Source organism: Siminovitchia sp. FSL W7-1587 (assembly GCF_037963795.1).
GTDB classification, from domain to species: Bacteria; Bacillota; Bacilli; order Bacillales; family Bacillaceae_C; genus Siminovitchia; species Siminovitchia thermophila.
In genome coordinates, this window is sequence record NZ_CP150169.1 from 607,891 (window position 1) to 626,575 (window position 18,685).

The 18,685-nt window shown below is 43.4% G+C and carries 15 protein-coding genes; 8 read left to right on the forward strand and 7 right to left on the reverse strand.

Features of this window, described 5'->3' with window-relative positions:
* Window positions 1-43 precede the first annotated feature (43 nt).
* Window positions 44-916 carry a DegV family protein gene (locus tag NST31_RS02905; protein WP_339163782.1) on the forward strand — a complete coding sequence of 291 codons (873 nt, stop codon included), beginning with the start codon at window positions 44-46 and terminating at the stop codon, window positions 914-916.
* 1 nt (window position 917) lies between these two features.
* A complete protein-coding gene (locus NST31_RS02910; protein WP_339163784.1) occupies window positions 918-1,409 on the forward strand; it encodes a YajQ family cyclic di-GMP-binding protein in 492 nt (163 codons plus the stop codon).
* 210 nt (window positions 1,410-1,619) lie between these two features.
* Here the strand turns inward: NST31_RS02910 and NST31_RS02915 are convergent, their stop codons facing one another.
* The 5 genes from NST31_RS02915 to NST31_RS02935 form a co-directional block, all read right to left on the reverse strand.
* Window positions 1,620-3,134 (reverse strand): alpha-amylase family glycosyl hydrolase, encoded by a 1,515-nt coding sequence (locus NST31_RS02915; protein ID WP_205180299.1) that lies wholly within the window; start codon window positions 3,132-3,134, stop codon window positions 1,620-1,622.
* A gap of 136 nt (window positions 3,135-3,270) precedes the next feature.
* Window positions 3,271-5,913 carry a GGDEF domain-containing phosphodiesterase gene (locus NST31_RS02920; RefSeq protein WP_077112366.1) on the reverse strand — a complete coding sequence of 881 codons (2,643 nt, stop codon included), beginning with the start codon at window positions 5,911-5,913 and terminating at the stop codon, window positions 3,271-3,273.
* Window positions 5,914-6,068: 155 nt separating this feature from the next.
* Window positions 6,069-6,440 carry a YisL family protein gene (locus NST31_RS02925; RefSeq protein WP_077112364.1) on the reverse strand — a complete coding sequence of 124 codons (372 nt, stop codon included), beginning with the start codon at window positions 6,438-6,440 and terminating at the stop codon, window positions 6,069-6,071.
* Window positions 6,441-6,531: 91 nt separating this feature from the next.
* Window positions 6,532-7,428, reverse strand: coding sequence for a fumarylacetoacetate hydrolase family protein (locus NST31_RS02930; protein ID WP_077112362.1), 897 nt, complete (start codon window positions 7,426-7,428; stop codon window positions 6,532-6,534).
* The gene (locus NST31_RS02935) at window positions 7,409-8,608 is read right to left on the reverse strand and encodes a DUF418 domain-containing protein (RefSeq protein WP_339163789.1); all 1,200 of its coding nucleotides are present in this window, start codon (window positions 8,606-8,608) and stop codon (window positions 7,409-7,411) included. The genes NST31_RS02930 and NST31_RS02935 overlap by 20 nt, the downstream gene beginning before the upstream one ends.
* 235 nt (window positions 8,609-8,843) lie before the next feature.
* On the opposite strand from NST31_RS02935, the gene NST31_RS02940 reads away from it, so the two are divergent.
* From NST31_RS02940 to NST31_RS02965, 6 genes are all read left to right on the forward strand, one after another.
* Entirely contained in the window at window positions 8,844-9,065 is a 222-nt protein-coding gene (locus NST31_RS02940) for a spore germination protein (protein WP_077112358.1), read from the forward strand.
* Window positions 9,066-9,195: 130 nt separating this feature from the next.
* Entirely contained in the window at window positions 9,196-9,396 is a 201-nt protein-coding gene (locus NST31_RS02945) for a spore germination protein GerPB (protein WP_077112356.1), read from the forward strand.
* A 36-nt stretch (window positions 9,397-9,432) separates the two neighbouring features.
* A complete protein-coding gene (gerPC, locus tag NST31_RS02950; RefSeq protein ID WP_339163790.1) occupies window positions 9,433-10,050 on the forward strand; it encodes a spore germination protein GerPC in 618 nt (205 codons plus the stop codon).
* Window positions 10,040-10,234: a spore gernimation protein GerPD gene (locus NST31_RS02955; protein ID WP_339163793.1), complete on the forward strand. Its 195-nt coding sequence runs from the start codon at window positions 10,040-10,042 to the stop codon at window positions 10,232-10,234. Before gerPC ends, NST31_RS02955 begins: the two co-directional genes overlap by 11 nt.
* On the forward strand, window positions 10,231-10,608 hold the full coding sequence (locus NST31_RS02960) for a spore germination protein GerPE (RefSeq protein ID WP_339163796.1): 378 nt from the start codon (window positions 10,231-10,233) through the stop codon (window positions 10,606-10,608). The genes NST31_RS02955 and NST31_RS02960 overlap by 4 nt, the downstream gene beginning before the upstream one ends.
* Window positions 10,609-10,629: 21 nt before the next feature.
* Complete coding sequence (locus NST31_RS02965) at window positions 10,630-10,848, forward strand: spore germination protein (protein ID WP_339163799.1); 219 nt, start codon at window positions 10,630-10,632, stop codon at window positions 10,846-10,848.
* A gap of 170 nt (window positions 10,849-11,018) precedes the next feature.
* On the opposite strand, the gene addA is transcribed toward NST31_RS02965, so the two are convergent.
* The gene (gene addA, locus NST31_RS02970) at window positions 11,019-14,753 is read right to left on the reverse strand and encodes a helicase-exonuclease AddAB subunit AddA (RefSeq protein ID WP_339163802.1); all 3,735 of its coding nucleotides are present in this window, start codon (window positions 14,751-14,753) and stop codon (window positions 11,019-11,021) included.
* Window positions 14,750-18,238, reverse strand: coding sequence for a helicase-exonuclease AddAB subunit AddB (gene addB / locus NST31_RS02975; RefSeq protein WP_339163805.1), 3,489 nt, complete (start codon window positions 18,236-18,238; stop codon window positions 14,750-14,752). The genes addA and addB overlap by 4 nt, the downstream gene beginning before the upstream one ends.
* Window positions 18,239-18,685: the final 447 nt, after the last annotated feature.

The following is an 18,685-nucleotide window of genomic DNA, read 5'->3' on the forward strand; positions in this document are numbered from 1 at the left end:
AGCGGAATGCATATTATTACTATTTCACGAAGGGTGTTATTTTATGTCTACGAAACTATTTGCGGACAGTTCATGCGACCTGCCGCTTGCTTTTTTTAAAGAACATGGCGTTGAACTTATTTCCTTGCAAGTACATATTGATGACAAGGAATTTAAAGATTTGATCACCATACAGCCGGAAACGGTATACAACGAAATCAGGGCTGGGAAAATGCCAAAAACATCCCAAGCTACCCCGCAATTTATTGAGAATTTGTTTATCGAGCTTGCGGAGTCGGGAGAGAGCGGCATTTACATCGCACTTTCCTCGGAACTTTCCGGCACATATCAAACGGCTGTCATGATGTGCGAACAAGTAAAAGAAAAATATCCGAACCTTGATTTAACAATCATTGATTCCAGATGCGTATCTGTCGGATACGGCATGGCGGTCATGACTGCGGTGGATCTTATAAAAAAAGGAAAGCCAAAAGACGTCATTGTAGAAATTGTGAAGGAACAATGCCAGCATATTGAACACTTGTTTACGGTCGAGGATCTGGACTTCCTGGCCAAAGGCGGACGATTATCCCGCTCTTCCGCGTTTATTGGCGGGCTCTTAAATATCAAACCCCTCCTGCATGTGGAAGATGGAAAGCTCGTCCCTCTTGAAAAAATTCGCGGTAAGAAAAAACTGCTGAAGCGAATGCTTGATGTAATGGAGGAGCGAGGCGTTGATTTGGAAAACCAATTGATTGGCATCAGTCACGGAGATGATGAAGCAACCGCGCTTGAAGTCAAACAAATTATTGAAGAACGGTTTGGGGCAAAAAAGTTTTACATTAACTTGATCGGCTCTGTCGTCGCATCTCATGCCGGGCCAGGAACACTTGCTGTCTTTTTTCTCAATAAAAAACCATCAATGGAGGAGGTATAAAATGGCTAAAGAGCATTCATTTGATATTGTCTCCAAAATCGATATGTCCGAAGTTTCCAATGCGATCAATATCGCGATGAAAGAAATTAAAAATCGTTATGATTTCAAAGGGAGCAAAAGCGACATTCGTTTGGAGAACAATGAGTTGGTACTCGTATCGGACGACGAATTTAAATTATCTCAAGTGAAAGACGTACTCCATGGAAAACTGATCAAACGGGAAGTGCCGATTAAAAACATTGACTACGGGAAAACCGAAAATGCGGCAGGCGGCACAGTCCGGCAGCGTGCCAAGCTTATCCAAGGCATTGATCAAGACAATGCCAAAAAAATCAATACCATTATTAAAAACAGCAAATTAAAAGTAAAAAGCCAAATACAAGATGACCAAATCCGTGTAACAGGAAAAAATCGCGATGACCTGCAACAAATCATCAGCGCCATCCGCTCCGCGGATTTGCCAATCGACGTTCAATTTATCAATTATCGCTAGGAAAGCTCTTCCCATTCGGGTTGAACGCGATTCAGGCTGAATTTCGGAGGAGGTCAATATAGACAATGGTAAGCACTCGGTGTCCAATGGCAACGAGTGCTTTTTTCTCAGCACGCGAATCCACATTTCGTTTCATTTATGCTTCTTTCACTTTAACAATAAAAAAACAAGGCTGCCGAACAACCTTTTCGGGAGCCTTGTTTATAATGGTCATGGCCGCATATTGTGTTTTTTTCCTCTTTTCCATGCAGCATACATAAACACGATAAAGAAACCAAATACAGCAAATAGCGCGATGATAAACGGTATATTGTAACTGCTTTTGTCAACCAGATCATAGATTTCCGTCATCTCTCTGTCCACAATGATCTTATATTCGCCGTTTTCACTTCGAACCATATCCGTACCATATAATCCGCGCAACTCTTTTCCATCCTGCAAATCAGCCGCTTGAATGACAGCCGTTTGGTCCTCACTCGTATTATTGATGGCCACAACGATTGTATCATCCTGATACTCTCTTTTAAACACGAGCATTCCATCTTTTTCATATAAAAGCTCCATTGTCCCATGGGTGAGTGCCGGATGCTGACTGCGAATCTCCGCCAATCTTCCAATGAATTCAATCAGCTCTTCTTTTGCCCAAAAACTCATCAACGGAACATTATCGGGCGGCCCCCCGCCATTTACTGCGATTTCCGAACCGTAGAAAACAATGGGGACTTGTGGCTGAGTATACAAATAAAACAGCGCGAGCTTCCATCGGGAACCGGGGAATTGCTTTTGATCCACCATATCCCGCGTATATCTCACGGTATTTTTGTCATCCAAATAAGCCGGAAATAAGCTTGGTTGATCATAGGCGCTTACATTTTCTTTCCAATTATCCAATAACGCAGAGGAGGAAGCATCTATTTTGGAAAAAGCGTCCCTCATCGGCTTGTTCAACTGGATATCTTTTATCCCATCAAGCCCGGCTGCCTCCAATTCGGCCAGTTCTTTCCGACTTCCTTCATTAACTGCGCCAATCAGATAGGACCCTTTTTTGAAAGACTTCACTTCAGATGTAAATGCTTTTATAAAATCTGACGGAACATTATCCAAATATTGAAGGCTGAATCCATCTACCTGTGTTTCATCCATCCACCATTTGGCCGCCTCGATCAAGTAGGCCCTTACTTCCTCATTTTCCAAATTAATCACTGGAAGCCCCTTATTCCATTCGCTCCCGCCGTTATCGGCACCTGCTTTAATCCAATCTTTCGTCTCGGGGTTTGAATTCCAAGGGTGAGCTTCTGCCACCCGATCAACCGGAAATTCAAGCATGACTTTCATCTTCCGCCTATGGGCTTCTTCAACGAGTTTTTTCAAATCCTCAGTAGAGCCAAAATGTTCTTCTGTTTTGTAAAAATCTGTTACCGCTTCACCATGGAAACCACCTGAATCATTTTGAAAAACAGGCGACAGCAAAATGGTTGTGAATCCCATCTCTTGTAAATAATCAAGCTTTGCGGTAATCCCTTTGAAATCCCCGCCTTCAAAACCGGCTTCATCCGCTTCATGAACCCTATCATTTGCGGGGTCTCCGTTGTTAAATTTGTCGATCATGAGTGAATAGACAATTTCCTCTTCCCATACCCGTTCTTCTTTTTTGTCGGCACTTGCTGGAAAAGCGTAAAAAAGCAAAAACGGAACAAGCAGGAATGCCAATATTTTTTTACCCACTTCCGTTACCTCCCTAAAACTACTCCGCCTTAAGATTATCTCTTTTTATAGCCCTTCGTCAATTTTATAATTATTACAACTATGTGGCGGGGGCTTGATGTCAAATCAAAAGCCCCGGCAGTTGGCACCGGGGCGTTCAAATATTCGAGTTTTTCCGCTTCCTTTCCAGCCAGTGTGTAAAACGCCTTGCTTCCAACGGCTTTTCTATCAAATATCCCTGAACGAAATCACAACCGAGACTCGTTAACATATGCAGTTGTTCAGTCGTTTCGATTCCTTCCGCAACAATTCTCAACCCAAGCCCATGTCCCATTGTCAAAATGGCGTGAACAATGGCAAGATCCGGAGATTGCTTATTGAGATTCTGGATAAAAGAACGATCAATTTTCAACGTATGAATTGGAAAATGTTTTAAATAACTAAGAGATGAGTAACCCGTCCCAAAATCATCTATCGAAATATGAATGCCCATTTCCATCAATTCACGCAACATTTCAACGGTCGTTAATGATCGGTCAATCATTACACTTTCAGTCAATTCCAAATGGAGATACCGGGGGTCAAGTGCTGATTCGTCCAATGCCTGTTTAATATTGTCGATAAATCGGTTGTTTTGCAGCTGATGGGCTGACACATTGACAGATACACTAATATGTTCAAAACCGTCTCTTTGCCAATCTTTCACCTGCAAACAGGCGGTTTTTAAAATCCACTTGCCCAGCGTATGAATCATCCCTGTTTCTTCAGCAATTGGAATAAACTTCTTCGGCGACACAATTCCCCATTCGGGATGTTCCCACCTAAGCAGCGCTTCACAAGCGACAATTTCATTGGTCACCGGGTTTATGATTGGCTGATAAGCCAGGAAAAATTCATTGTTTTCGATCCCTTTGCGCAAGCTTCTTTCCAGCTCCACCCGCTCAATCATTTCCTTATTCATTTCATTTAAATAAAAAACAACATTTTTATTTGTTACAGTATCAGTCCGGCTTAGTGCCACGTCCGCATTTTTCATTAAGCTTGCATATTCCTGCCCATCAAAAGGATACACACTTATCCCAATGCTTGAAGCGATATAAAATTCTTGATTTTCAAAAAGTAATGGTTCTTGAATGGTTTGTAAAATACGTTGGCTAATGGACATCACCGTGGTTGAATCCGTTTCCCCTCCAAGCAAAACGGTAAATGTATCAGTCGAAAACCTCCCCAAAAAAGAGCCGCTTGGCAGTAAAGATTGGATTCTGGAGGCCAATTGTATCCGCGCTTTGTCACCGATATGATGTCCAAACGCATCATTAATGGTTTTTATGCGATCCAGCTTGATAAACAAGATCGGAAATGACTGTTTTCCCCTTTCGGCTTTTTTAATCCATTGGTTCAAAATTTGTTCCAACTTTTTTTGGTTCGGCAGCCCTGTTTTCTCATCATAGTACGCCATTTGTTCAAGCTTTTTTTCCATTTGCCGCAGTTCCGTCATATTACGGCCCAAAAACAATATTTCCACACATTCACCATCTACGAAAATAGGGAAGACGTGCAAGTCAAACGTTTTTAATTTCTTTCCCCATAAAAGTTCCAATTCTAATTGAACTGCCTGTCCCGTTTTGGCGATCTCAACATTCTTTTTCAGTCTCTCTCCTTTCTTAGGATTAAGAAATTCCAGCCAGCTTTTCCCTGCCAGGTCTGCTGTCTCTTTGCCAAATAGCTTTGTAAAAGCTGGATTCACCATATGAAAATGACCATGTAAATCTGTTGTAAAAATGATATCCGGGTGGTTCTGTATGATGGAATCACAAAATTCCTTTGAATGAATCAAGTGGTACCGCTCTTCTTGATCATACTGCGAAGCCTCTTCTGGCGATTGCTCCAAGCATTCCCTCATCTTGGCGCCAGCCCGCTTTGAAATATATAAAAATACGTCCTTTTCATGATGCCATCTTGCGGATTTGCCGGGATGCTTCACAATTTTTTGCAAGCACGGGAACTGTCCAGTATTTGCCCTATGAAGCTTTGACAACCCTTGCAATTGACTGACGAAACCAATAACGAAATTGGTATCATCATAAACGGCCGTTCTACCTTTTCTTGTCGTGTAATGTTTGGCTGGCAGCAGCTTTGTAGCAGTCTTTTTTCCCAACTGCATGTTTAGCGGCTTAGTTGGAATTGGGCTGTCTGTTTCTTGTGAAAAATCTTTTGCATCACCTGATACATTCGGCTCCACCACCCTTTTCTTCACAGCGATATGGACTGCCGAGTTTTGCCCGCTGAAAGTGACGGCTGCAATTCCTTCTTCGGCGATCATCGTTTCTGTAAAAATAATGGTGCCGCTTCCAGATATTCCGCCGGCAATGGCGATTTCCGGCAGGTGATGTTCAAACAGGCCCAGGCACTCTTCAAGCATCCCGGTCCATTTATTCGCCATCACCATGGCCGCTTTTGGCCTGTCAAATGTAAGACCTTTTACAAAGTCATTTATGGAATCATTATCGGAAAGTTTAAATAGAGAAGATGTTATGTTTATGTCTTTAAAATGTGTAAAAAATAGCCTGGATTGCTCATTCATACCGTCAAATAAACAGCCAGAAGAATTGCTCCCAATCATCACTGCACGGGGTAAAAGAGTGGAAAATAAACGCCGCAATCGATCAATTTTTTCAATTGGCCAATTAACAAGATTCGCTTGGATTAGAAGGTTGTTGGAAAATTCGTGATAATGTGCTTGTATGAATTCCTTCAATTCATTTTCATTCTTGTAAAGATAGGCATATGTCGTTTTCAACCCGCTAGTCACCACCGTTTTATTTTACGACATTTTTTGACTATATCCTTGTTATTACTATTCTAATAAATTTTGTCCTGCTATGTCACTACTAATTGTTCACCTTTTCAAGAATTAAAAAAAACCGCCGATATGCAGCGGTTTTTTCCCAAGTTCTATGCCAGCCAATTCCATCCAAGCGGTAATTTTATCCCCAGAATAAACGTTACAATAAAGGCAATGATCAAGACACCCCAAAATAATCCTGTCCCTTTTCCTTTTGACATACGTACAAGTATCATTTCCATCATCGCAATCACAATGACGCCGCCAAGAAATTTCATTCCGTATAAAGCCGGGTTGTAGCCTTGGTGTTTCCAAAATAATAATATTCCAGTCATGAGAATGAGCAAGTAAAAAATCCTAAGGATCATTTGGACAATTTTCTTGCCTTTTTCGTTGCCGGCGTTAGATAAAGCCACGGCAACAACAAAAAGAATAAGTGCGATCACCCATGTTGTAATATGGGCATGTGTCGTATCAAACATCAGTCAAACCTCCTCAAACTTGCCTCATTTTTTGGTATCTATCCTCTCACCATCTTAGCATACAAGGGTTCGGCAAAATATTGTCAAGCCTTTAGTTCACAGTATTGTTTAATTTTCCAATTCCTTCAACATAAATCTCGACTTCATCCCCTTTGCTTAATAAACGGGGCGGCTTAAAGCCTTTTCCTACCCCCGACGGCGTTCCTGTCGCAATGATATCGCCGGGTTCCAGTGTCATGCCTTGTGAAAGAGTTGCAATGATTTCCTCAATAGGGAAGATAAAATGTTCTGTATTGGAATTCTGGCGGATTTCTCCGTTAACCCTCGTCTGGATATTTAATCCGTTGGGATTTTTGATTTCCGAATGATGGACAATCCACGGTCCCATTGGGCAGGAAGAGTCAAGACTTTTCCCCAGGAAGTATTGCTTATGCCTTACTTGAAGATCCCGAGCCGTAATATCATTCACGATTGTATAGCCAAATACATAATCAAGCGCATCTGCTTCAGCTATATTTCTCCCCTGTTTGCCAATGACTACCGCCAGTTCGCCTTCATAATCCAGTTCATTCGTCAATTCTTCATGGGCTTCGATGCTATCTTTATGGCCAATCACTGTCGTAGGAGCTTTCGTAAACACAATCATATGCTTTGGTATATCTGCTTCGCTCCCCATTTCTATCGCATGATCTCGATAGTTTTTTCCCACACACATGATGTTTTTCCAGGGCTTTGGAATGGGTGGAAGCCACTTGACATCTTCCAAAGGCAATTGATATTCATTTTTTCCATTTTCCACTCCCCATTGAACCAACTCTTCAAGGGTGGCATAAAAGGGGCCGCTCTCTTGAATTCCTGCGAAAATGGAATCAGGGACTTCCTGATTTTTGGCTTTCGCAAGTGCCGGCACATCCCAAACGCGATTGCCGTTTTCGTGAACTACGCCATATGTTGGCGTGCCATTCCACTCAAAGCTCATTAACTTCATTCGTTCCACCTCTTCTTTTCATATTCTTTCCATACGTCAAGCTCCGCCATAGCATTTCTGCCGGACCCCTTTGGAATTTTGCCAGCCATAACCCGGCCAAAACGACCTGAATAACATATATACAAACGGCAAGCCATGTTCCAGTTGTTAACGAAATATCACCATACAACCCTAAGCCATAAGGATAAAAGATAAGCGTTCCGATAAGCGATTGCATTAAATACATCGAAAGAGACATACGCCCTATTGTCGAAAACGGCTTCAACAGCTTGCCGGCCATGCGGGCATTCATGAGCAGAATGAGACCGGCTGCATAGGCAAATCCCAAAATCGGTCCTCCCAATGCGTCCTGAATGTATTGAAAACTGAGTGAAGGTTCCACAATCAGCGGGAGAAGCTTTATGGCTATCCCTATCGGCAACGCAATCAAGAAAATAACAAGCCACATTCGCCAATATTCCTTCGACTTTTCAATCCACTTCAACTTGGCAGCTCCAGCGCCTATCAACATCATTGGTAAAATTAAAAATATGTATAAAGTAAAGCCAGCCGACAGATTGATTGTTTTCCAATCAGATATACGCTGGGCAGTCACTTCCATGTAGCTTCCATTTGTATAAGCTTCCTGCGAAGTTTGCAAAGCGACGATATTCGTATAATCCGCCAATGAAACCCCATTAGACAAATGGAGTATGAGAAAAAGTGCTGTTAAAAACAACTGAGGCAACAAATACAAAGCCATGCCCAAACCAATCAGGAAGGGACCGGGAATTCTTAAAAACAAAAGCAATAAAAACCCTATCAGTGCGTATGTAATCAATATGTCTCCGTGCCATATGAAAAAGGCGTGGATGACGCCGAATGCCAGAAGAACCAGCAGCCGCTTGACACCAATTTTCCAAAAAGTATTTCCATTTGCCAAAGCTTTTCTTCGAATCATGACCATGCCATATCCAAAAAGCAAGGCGAAGATCGGGTAAAAGGTTCCTTGTACAAGTACATCTATCCAAGTATGTGTTGTGAGGTCGTCATATTTCCACCACTCGTACGGATTGTAATACCCGTAAGGAGAATGAAATCCGATCATATTCACAAGAATAATTCCAAAGAGGGAAAATCCGCGCAAAACATCGAGTGTTTGGATTCGTTCCGTTTGGACAACAGGCGGTATGTCATTCATCGCCATAACTCCTTTCTAAATGTTTGAATATATAACACCCCCCTTATTGTAAAAAAAGACGGCAATATATTCCCCTGCTTTTGTTTATACCATCTTCGCCCATGTTTGTCTAAAAAACTGTGCTTATGACATAAAAGCTTTACAAAGTAGGCCTGGGCAATTGAATCACAAATTACCCAGTTACTCATAAAATACAATAATGATATATAGAAGCAACGGAAGGATGTGAACGGATTTGCCTGGATTTGTTGGTGCCGTTCAAGTAATTAGTGTTAGTACAGGAGGCGTCGTCAACATTGGAGACGTGTTTCAAATCCATCCGATTGCCTATGCCAAAACATTTTCTGGAGCAGGTTCATTTAACACCGGTGAAGGGATCACGGTCAAAAATAATTATTCTTCTACAAACACTTATGATGTCGACGGCCTTGACCAAGGAATATTGTTTAACTTATAAAAAAGCAGGCGACTGTTTTGTAAAGTACAAAATCGGATACTCCGCAAAAAGATGAAAGAAGCACTAGTCGCAAAGAAAGACAGTCACGAGACAGATTCCCATATTATACCATCAAGAACAGGAGGCCGAAATGATCATTAATGTTCAACAAAACATTCATATTAATACGCTAAAAATTGGCGGGATTACAAACTCTTCAGTATTGCAAATCGGAACTTCAGGAATCATTAAGCCCGCATCTTATTTATTTAATACAGGAGGATTCGAAGAGCCGGCCCCTCCTGCCATTCCTGAGCTGGTCGAGGAGCAAGTAAGCTTGATTCCTTTGTAATTTGCCTGATACCAAAATAAAGCGTGGTGGAGGAATATGAACGTCAACTACTATATTCAGCAATTGTACGGCTGTATCAACCAACAGCAAAAGGCCATCGCACAACTGAAAAGCGACATACAACATTTATCGGCGGAAGTCAAACGATTGGGGGAAAAACCGCCCATGACCGTCGAAAGGCTTGAGTATAAATTCGACCAATTGAAGGTTGAAACGTTGGAAGGAACTTTAAATATCGGCCTTTCACCAAGTAGCCTTGATGCCGTCGATGAGTTATCCATTCCGAACGGAACGTTTCCCCAGACGCAAACTTTTTTCCGGAACAAAGAGATTTATCGCGATACGATCAGCAAGCTGAACCATTATATTGACGAAGAACTAGAACAACATGTTTTGGATTCCCAAACACAGGCAGGAGTTCAACTTGATCCTTCTTTTATTCAAATGATCAAAGAGGATGTCCGAAAACAAATTGAGAGACGAGCGGATCATTATTTGAACTATTTTAGTTCGCAGCCAAATAACGAAGGAACAGAAGAAGAATTATATCATAAAGTATATCAAACGGTCGTTGCCGATATTAACAAGGCGGTACATCGTTTTATCGCGGAAATGCCGAATAACCAGGGAGGGGTGAACCCCCATGGAACTTAATGTCGTAAACCGGGAATTATCCGTCGGCCAAATTCGAGTCATCGGGGTGAGCGCCGCCTCATTGCTGTTGGTTGGGGACGCTAATACGATTCAATTGGGCTCTGTTTTTGATACGCCCCCTGAATCATTGATCATCGGTCCTTTCGTTCCCCTCACCAGAGAAACTGGAGTATTTCCAAAATGATCGGAACAAGGAACTCTATCGTTCAATATCTTGATATTAAAAATCTCATCTTTGGTTCCATATTGGAAATTGGGGATTCGGTTCATCTGGGGGCGAATGCGAACGCCTTGGCGGTCCAAAGGAGGAGACAGCTTTTTTATGCCAATGAAGGAGATTTGCGCTCTTTCTCCGCTTTTAACAAACCCATTCCCCTTCCGCCAATTTACGAATCATTCCCCATCAGACATAAAATACATGATAGTCCGAACATTCGAGTAGGAAATGTTCATGTCATCGCTGCTTCCAACGCTGCCGTCCTGCATATAGGAAGTACAAACCATATTGCAATGGAAGCAAGGGTTAAACATATTCGGCAAATCAATCCGAGGATTTAAAAATGGATAAGGAGATGCACAATGCCTGCTATTCTGGGACCCGTCCAAATTTTTAACGTTTCCGGAGGAATTGTTCAATTTGGCGATACTGCTGTCATTTCACCAAAAAGCAGTTCAAAATCATATGCCGGCTCGGGCTCGAACAGTACCGGAGGATTAATCGTAACAAATAACGGTTTAAGTTCCAGCAATACGCTTGATACGAACCTCGTTGACCAGCCCACGGTAGGCAATAACTGATTTGCTAGATTCACGAAAAAAAACGGGGCAGGGACAGAACCCTGTAAAAAGGAATAAACCGCGTGGAATCAAGTTTAAAAACGGGGTGGTTACCCCTTGATTTCACGCGGTTTTATTCTCACGATTTTTACGAATATGAATCAGCTTTCAACTTATGTCCCAGTCCCGTTTTATAGTTTGATGGTAAATCCACCATCGAAGAAATATAAATAGGCTTCCTTGACTTTCTTTTTTAAAATTTCCTTAATGGCCCGTTCATATAAGCGAACTTGCATTTGATATCTGTTCTTCAATCGCTCTTTGGCCTGAGGGAATCCTCCCGGGAATCGGCCCGTGATAGAATCGGTTTTATAATCAAGTAAAACGACTCCGTCTTTTTCTTCGATGATACAGTCCATCACACCTTGCACAATCACCAGTTCATCTTCCCCGTCCCATGCCGGATAAATGTCCCGCGCCGGAATCCCCATTGTAAAAGGAACTTCTCTTGAAACACCTGATGCTCCCAGGAGCCTTTTTCCTAATTCGGTTTCGAAAAATTGGACAATCTGTTCACCGGAAACCGCATCAGCCTGCTCTCCTGTAAGAATTTCTCTTTGAATAAGCTCATCGAGCAAATGTTCAATAGACAGCAGTGTCGGAGCTTCTGTCAAGGGAATATGCTGCATGACGGTATGCATGATGGTTCCCCGTTCAGCAGGCGACAACACTTTTTGCTCCAAAAACTTGGGCTTATGAAACAAAAGAGTGTTTTGACGCTTTCCTGCAAACTCATACCCGCTTGTCTCATCCTGCAATTCAACCATTCTTTTTAACTCGGAAACGGATTGCTTCGACATTTTATTTGTGGCCATTTGATGCGAATATGTCCAGCTAAGTCGTGTAAAGACAAGATGCTTACATGAAGATTCAACAGGAAATGGCTCACCTGCTTTTACGTGTTGCAGCCATTCATCGCTGTCACTTGCTTCATCTTCCGCTACCGGTTTGATATCCATTTTTGAAACGATATCGATGTGCCAGCGGGAAGGGTGTTCCGCTATGAGGCCTTCCGACCAAATACTTTCGGAAATATGGCAATGGCGATGCCGTAGCAAAGCCGGCCCAATCCAGTCCAAGTAGGCCTTCGCATTCGCTCTGTCAAAATCTTTTAATAGCCATTCCCCACTGATGAAGGATTTTTGCCATTTTAACACTTCTTTTTCCGCATTTTTCACCGTACCGACAAGAAACAGTTTCTCCTTGGCCCTTGTGAGCGCCACATAAAGAACCCGCATTTCTTCGGCCACCAATTCCAGCCTCTTTTTTCTCTTTAAAGCCAACTGGGGCAGGGATGGATAGGAAATCCGTTTTTCCGGGTGGATATATTTGCTTGCAAATCCGTAATCTTTGTCAATTAAAAAGGGACGATGCAAATCCTTTGTATGGAATTCGCGCCCGAGTCCCGAGACGAATACGATGGGAAACTCCAACCCCTTGCTGGAGTGAATCGTCATAATCCGCACGACATCTTCCTGCTCCCCCAATGCCCGGGCCACGCCCAAATCTTTGCCTCGGTCACGCATTCTGTCGATAAAGCGAAGGAACCGGAATAACCCCCTGAAGGAAGTTTCTTCATATTGGGAAGCTCGGTCATAAAGCGCACGCAAATTCGCCTGCCGCTGTTTTCCTCCCGGGAGGCCGCCAACGAATTCATAAAAGCCTGTATCACGATACAACTGCCAAATGAGATCCGGGAGCGGCCCGCTTCTGGCAAGGGTTCTCCATTCATACAAACCTTCCAAAAAGCCCCGGGCTTTTTCCCTCGTTTCTTCTTGTCCATCTTCCTCAGGGGTGTTCACATACTGTTTAACGGCTGCAAAGTAACTCCCCTGCCGGGCTGCCAGCCGGATTCGGGCAAGCTCTTCTTCATCCAAACCGACAAGCGGCGACCGCAGAACCGCAGCCAGCGGTATATCCTGTTCCGGATTATCAATCACTTTTAACAACGACAGCATGATGGTCACTTCAGTCGCGTCAAAATAGCCTTCCGACAGATCAGCATAAACGGGAATGCCCGCATGCCTCAATTCATCGACCATATCCTGGGCCCAGGTCAACGAACGCAACAAAATAACAATATCTTTATATTGTGCTGGGCGGGAGACGCCTTTTTTCACATCATAGACAGGTTTTTTTTCGTCGATGATCTTCCTGATCTTACCTGCCAAAAAGCGGGCTTCCAGTTGCGACTTTTCAAGTTCTTCCTCCATTATTTCCGCTTCTGCATCTTTGCTTTTCCCGGAACTTTCATCCGCCAGATCAATGATGGCCACTTCCACAGGATACGGTTCATCTTCGGGATATCCTGCCCCCTTCACCAATTCCGCGTCAGCGTTATATTCGATTTCACCCACTTGAACCCCCATAATTTGCTTGAACAAATAATTTGTTCCTTCCAGCACTTCAGCCCGGCTGCGGAAATTCCGGGATAAATCGATGCGGAGGCCGCTGTTTTCTCCATTGGAAGAAAAGCGGCTATACTTTGCCAAGAACAAATTGGGTTCCGCCAAACGGAATCGGTAGATGGATTGTTTCACATCACCAACCATGAACAGATTGCCGTTATATTCTTCATCTTGTGAAATGAGCTGTAAGATGGTCTCTTGCACCATATTAATATCTTGATACTCATCAATTAGCACTTCTTTAAATTGATGACGGTAACCGCGAGCCACCTCCGAAGGGCTGACCTGGCCTTTTTCCTGATCCACTAAAATAGCAAGTGCCAAATGCTCCAAATCCGAGAAATCGACAAGCCCTTTGTCTCTTTTGATTTGTTCAAACCGGCAAGCAAAAGCTTTTACAACTTTTACTAAAGTCGCATAAACAGGCCGCATCTCGCGCATGTCCCGAATAAAATTTTCAGGGGACCTTGAAAAGAGTTCAGCTGTCATTTTATTCAGGATTTCTTTTGCCTTATCCCGTAAATCAGCGGCTCTTTTCATTAATTCAGGATCGTATTCATCCCCTCGACATGGTTTGGCGCGTGAAAAACTCCAATTATTCATCATTTCATAGAGCGCATCAAATCCAGTATCGGCGGCTCTTTCCATTTGGCGAATGATCTCCAAATCGTCTTCATAATTGACAGCGCGGGGAGCCGGCCCTCCCGGCCACTTGGTCATTTCATATGCTTCCTCTAACAGTCCTTTTGCACCTGAAAGCTGAAGCCTGATATCGGCTAGGAGGAGCTTTCCAAATTCCAGGTCATCCACACGAGTGTTTTCTGTAACATCATACTTACTGACAAGCTCATCAAGCCATTGATTTGGAAACGGATGAGACCGGGAAAATTCGTATAACTTTAACACAAGGGTTTGCAGTTCTTCATCACTTCGGTCACTTGTAAAAGTATCCACTAGCCTAAAAAAAGCGTCATTATCTATTTTCCCGTACTCTTCTTCAAACAATTCATCCATCACTTCATCTTGAAGAAGCACCATCTCTGTGTCATCGCCAATGCGAAATTGCGGGTCGATGTCCACCATATAATAAAACTTTCTGATTACCTCCAGACAAAAAGAGTGGAGAGTGGAAATCGACGCTTTGTTCAATAATCCCAATTGCTTGCGAAGATGATTGGACTCGGGGCGATCGTTGATTGCCCGGGAGAGTGCTTCTCCGATTCTGGATCTCATCTCCGCCGCCGAAGCGTTTGTGAAAGTCACGACGAGTAATTGATCCACATTGAGCGGATCTTTTTCCGCCAATATTCTTTGGATAATCCTTTCTACGAGAACAGCCGTTTTTCCAGAACCCGCCGCCGCCGCCACCAATATATCCTGGTCCTTGGCAAAAATCGCTTTCCACTGATCATTTGTCCACGAGGCCTGCTCCGGTTTTGCCGGAATGAATGTTTTCATATTTCTTCACCTTCTTCCCGAATGCGCGCAATAACTTGCTCCCGCTTTTCTTTTTGAATGAGTCGAAATTGGTTTGCAGCCAAGGCCTGGTCGAATTGACAAACAGGCTTATAAACACAAAATTGGCAAGGTGTTTTGTTCGCGAATTGATAGGGACTGATGTCAACATATCCTGACAAAATAGCATTCCCCGACTTTTTATAAAGGCTGCGGACATGGTTCCGTAGTTTGTGGAAATCTTCCTTGCTGGCTGCTTTAGAGTTTGCCCTTAGGGTTCCGTCCGTTTTCAAACCTGCGGAAATAATGTGGGAACTGCCCGATTTCAGCGTGTTGTCCATGAGGCGGATGATGTCGGGATCTTTCAGAACGAGTCCATCCATTTTAAATTTCTTGTGAATTTCTCCTTCAATGGCTTCCATTGTCATTGCTTTATTACTTTCAATCATTGGGTTATGCAAATGGAAATAAAATACCCCTGCAGGGAATCCCTCTTGACCGATTAATGCTTTTGAGTGGGTAACGACAATGTCCAAATATGTCAACATTTGAACAGACAATCCGTAATACACTTCCGTTAAGTCAAGCTGGCGGGCGCTTGATTTGTAATCGATCACCCGTACATAAATACCATTTTCATTTTCGGCTTTGTCTACACGGTCAATGCGTCCTTGCAGCTCCATCCGGGTTCCGTCTTTCAAGGTGAACGCCAAAGGCGGCAGAGCCTGGTTCGGGCCAAAAGAAAGCTCAAAACCGACAGGCGAGAACCCGCTCTTTTTGGCATGTCCGCTCATGACATAGGAAGCTCTTTCAATTACTTTTTCCAATTTTCTTTTAAGATAAGAATGCCGGTTCGAGCTTAACAATATTTGATTGTTTAATTTTGGAGCCAGATGTTCGACAGCTTCTTTTGCAAGCTGGGCACACTGTTCCTTTGTCAGCTCGGACCATTTCAACCGATGTTGATTGATTTGGTCGGCAATCCATTTCAATGCGCTATGGAACAAGTCGCCGATATGAGGAGCTTCCAGCCGATAAATCTCTCTCTCCTGCAACTTTAACCCGTGTGAGACAAAGTGGGAAAAAGGGCAACTGTGAAAAAGTTCCATTCGCGAAACGCTGGCGACCATTTTGTCTCCGTATAATTTTTTACTCGTGTCTTCTGAAAGTTTCTTCGTTCTGTTATCGTAATATAAACTTGACAATATGCGTCTTGCCTTATTTTTCCAAGTGGGGTCGGCCATATAAAAATTGTAAACATCCCACCAAAAGTCAGCCATTGGATATTTTCTTTTTTTCAATTGCAGCTGCCCGGTCAAATACGCAATGGCAGAGTCTGGATGGGAAATATATTCAAGTTGGTTGTCTTCAAACAATTCGGCCGGTTCGTTTACAACCATGCTTTCAGTTGCATGGGGAAACATTGTCCTGATCCGTTCAATAAATGGAGAAGGCTGAAGGGCTTTCCCTTCATCATCTGCCAATGGATAGGACAGGATGAGTTGCTTTTCGGCTGCAGTAAATGACCGATAAGCCACAAACTCCTCATTCAGCAGCCGCCTTCTGCTGTCCGGAGCAATAGGCACGCCTGCTTGCAATAATGCAGTCCGGTCTTCGTCAGACAACACTCCCCCATCTATCATCCTTGCCGGCAAAACGCCGTCGTTTAAACCGGCTACAAATGCCGTTTTAATATGAGACAACCTCGATAATTCCAAATTGGCAACAAAAACTTGATCTACGGCCGGCGGAATAAGAGAAAACTTCATTTCTTCCAATCCGGAGTCAATAATGGAAATAAATTTATCCAATGAGATGCTCAAATCCCCCAAAATCTCCACAAACTGGTCCAATAACTCAATGATGGCATTCCACGCCTGATCATGCTCCCTTGATTCAATTAACCGGCCTTTCTTCTCGGCATTCTCACTGAGCTGCTCCAATTTTTGCGGAACTTCCAGTTCTTCCAGAAATAAATAGACAGCTTCGCATAAATCCCGTCCCTTTACAGCTTTTTTAAGTCGCCTAGACAGCCTTACAATGGGAAGTGTAACGAGCTCCCTTGAACGGGCGATCTCCCTCTCTATTTCCTTTTCTTTATCAGTCTGTACGAATTGGGCAGACTCCAACCCGCGAAACCGGCTGTACGTCCATCGTTCGTTCTTTGTCCAGTCTTCCCCTTTCTTCCCATAAGCAAGAACGTAATTTTCCAGCCTGTCCATTTGCTCCCGGAACGTCTCAATATGTTCTCCAAGCGGAAAAAGCAGGTCTGTTTTGACAGCCCGAAATACCGGCTCGTATCGCCAGTTTCCATTGATGACCTCCAAAACAGAGCGAAGCAACTCTACGAGCGGATGATTGAGCATTGAACGCTTTTGATCAATAAAAAACGGTATGTCGTAGTCATGAAAAATGGTCTCCAAAGCCGACCGATAATCATTTCCATTCCGGATTAAAACAGCGATATCTTTATAACGGTATCCTTCCTCCATCACCAGCCGGCGAATTTCTCTTGCAATGCCTTCCATTTCCGCCCGGCGATTGGCGGCTGCCATCAATTGTATACCGCCTTCCTCCTTTGAAGCACTCACCGGCCTGCTTTCAAATTGGGCTTCTAAATGGCGCAGGTTTGCAGACTTGAATTTTTTCGCATGCAAAAGCTGGATATCTTGTTCAACCGGAACGTCTTCTTGCTGCGCCATCTCATATAAGTGAGCATACGTTTCGCCAGTCATTCTAAATAGATGAAGTTCATCAGGCAGCTCATGTTGAAAGGGCCGATCCAGTATAAGCGCCACCGTCACCCTGCTGCATTTTTTCAAAAGGCGATTGATCACCAAATATTCCTGGGGCGTAAAATTGTGAAAACCGTCAATATAAATTTCGGCATTCTGCAGATATTGAGACCGGTCAATCAGTTCTGACAACAAGCGCAAGCTATCATTGGAATCCAAATACTTTCCTTCCAGTCCTTTTTCAAAAAGCCGGTAAATCAATTCAATGTCATGGAGTTTATCAGCCAATGCCCGTGTAGAATGAAGAAACGCCATTTCCTCCTTCTGTTTAGCCAGGTCATCAGGCGCCACACAATAATGTTTCAGTTCAGTGAACATCTGTTCCAATTGCTGGACAAAGCCCGATTTATCGGATGCCTGTCGGAACAACTTCAACTCATTCTTATGGTCTTCCACAATTTTTCTGATCAACATATTCAGCCCGGCACTTGTCACATGATTTCTGCTTGACCCGCCTGTTTCCTGAAAAATCCGCCAAGCAAGCCGGGTGAAACTGTATACTTGGGCCCGGATCGTTCCGGCGAGTCCCGGCGTTTGCACCAATTCATATTCAGATAAAAACGTCATTTGCTCCGGAACTATGTATAAAATGGGGGGACCGTCAGGAAGTTCTTTTAACTTCTCTCTGATTTCGTTTAGAATGAATGTCGTTTTTCCTGTCCCCGAACGGCCGATAATAAAACGAAGCGACATATTTCCAACCCCTTTATTCACTTTTTCCCCATGAAACCGAAAAATTTCCTTTTATTATAACATATAACGCCCAACAAATACGAACATACATTCCGCAAGAAAAGTGGGAAAGTCACCGGCCTGCACACAAAAAATGCGATCATTTCAATAAGTACGGTCAAATCGCACAAGACCATTCCCACCGGTGTCAAAATCACATCGGGCCAGTTGACCAATTTACTCGCCTCATTCCTGGGAGCGGGCATGATCAACCGGGTTTGATGACCACTTTTGCGATTTACTCTATAGGGAGGACGGAGCTGTCATGGATGGTGACCGTTTTCTTCGCCTCTCCCGGGAGCGGGCATGATCTATCATAGCTAGTGGTCGGTTTCCGTTATTACTTAGACGTTATACTTGTGTGTGCTCCTTTTTTCAACCTTGGAAAGTAGAATGGTAATGACCGCT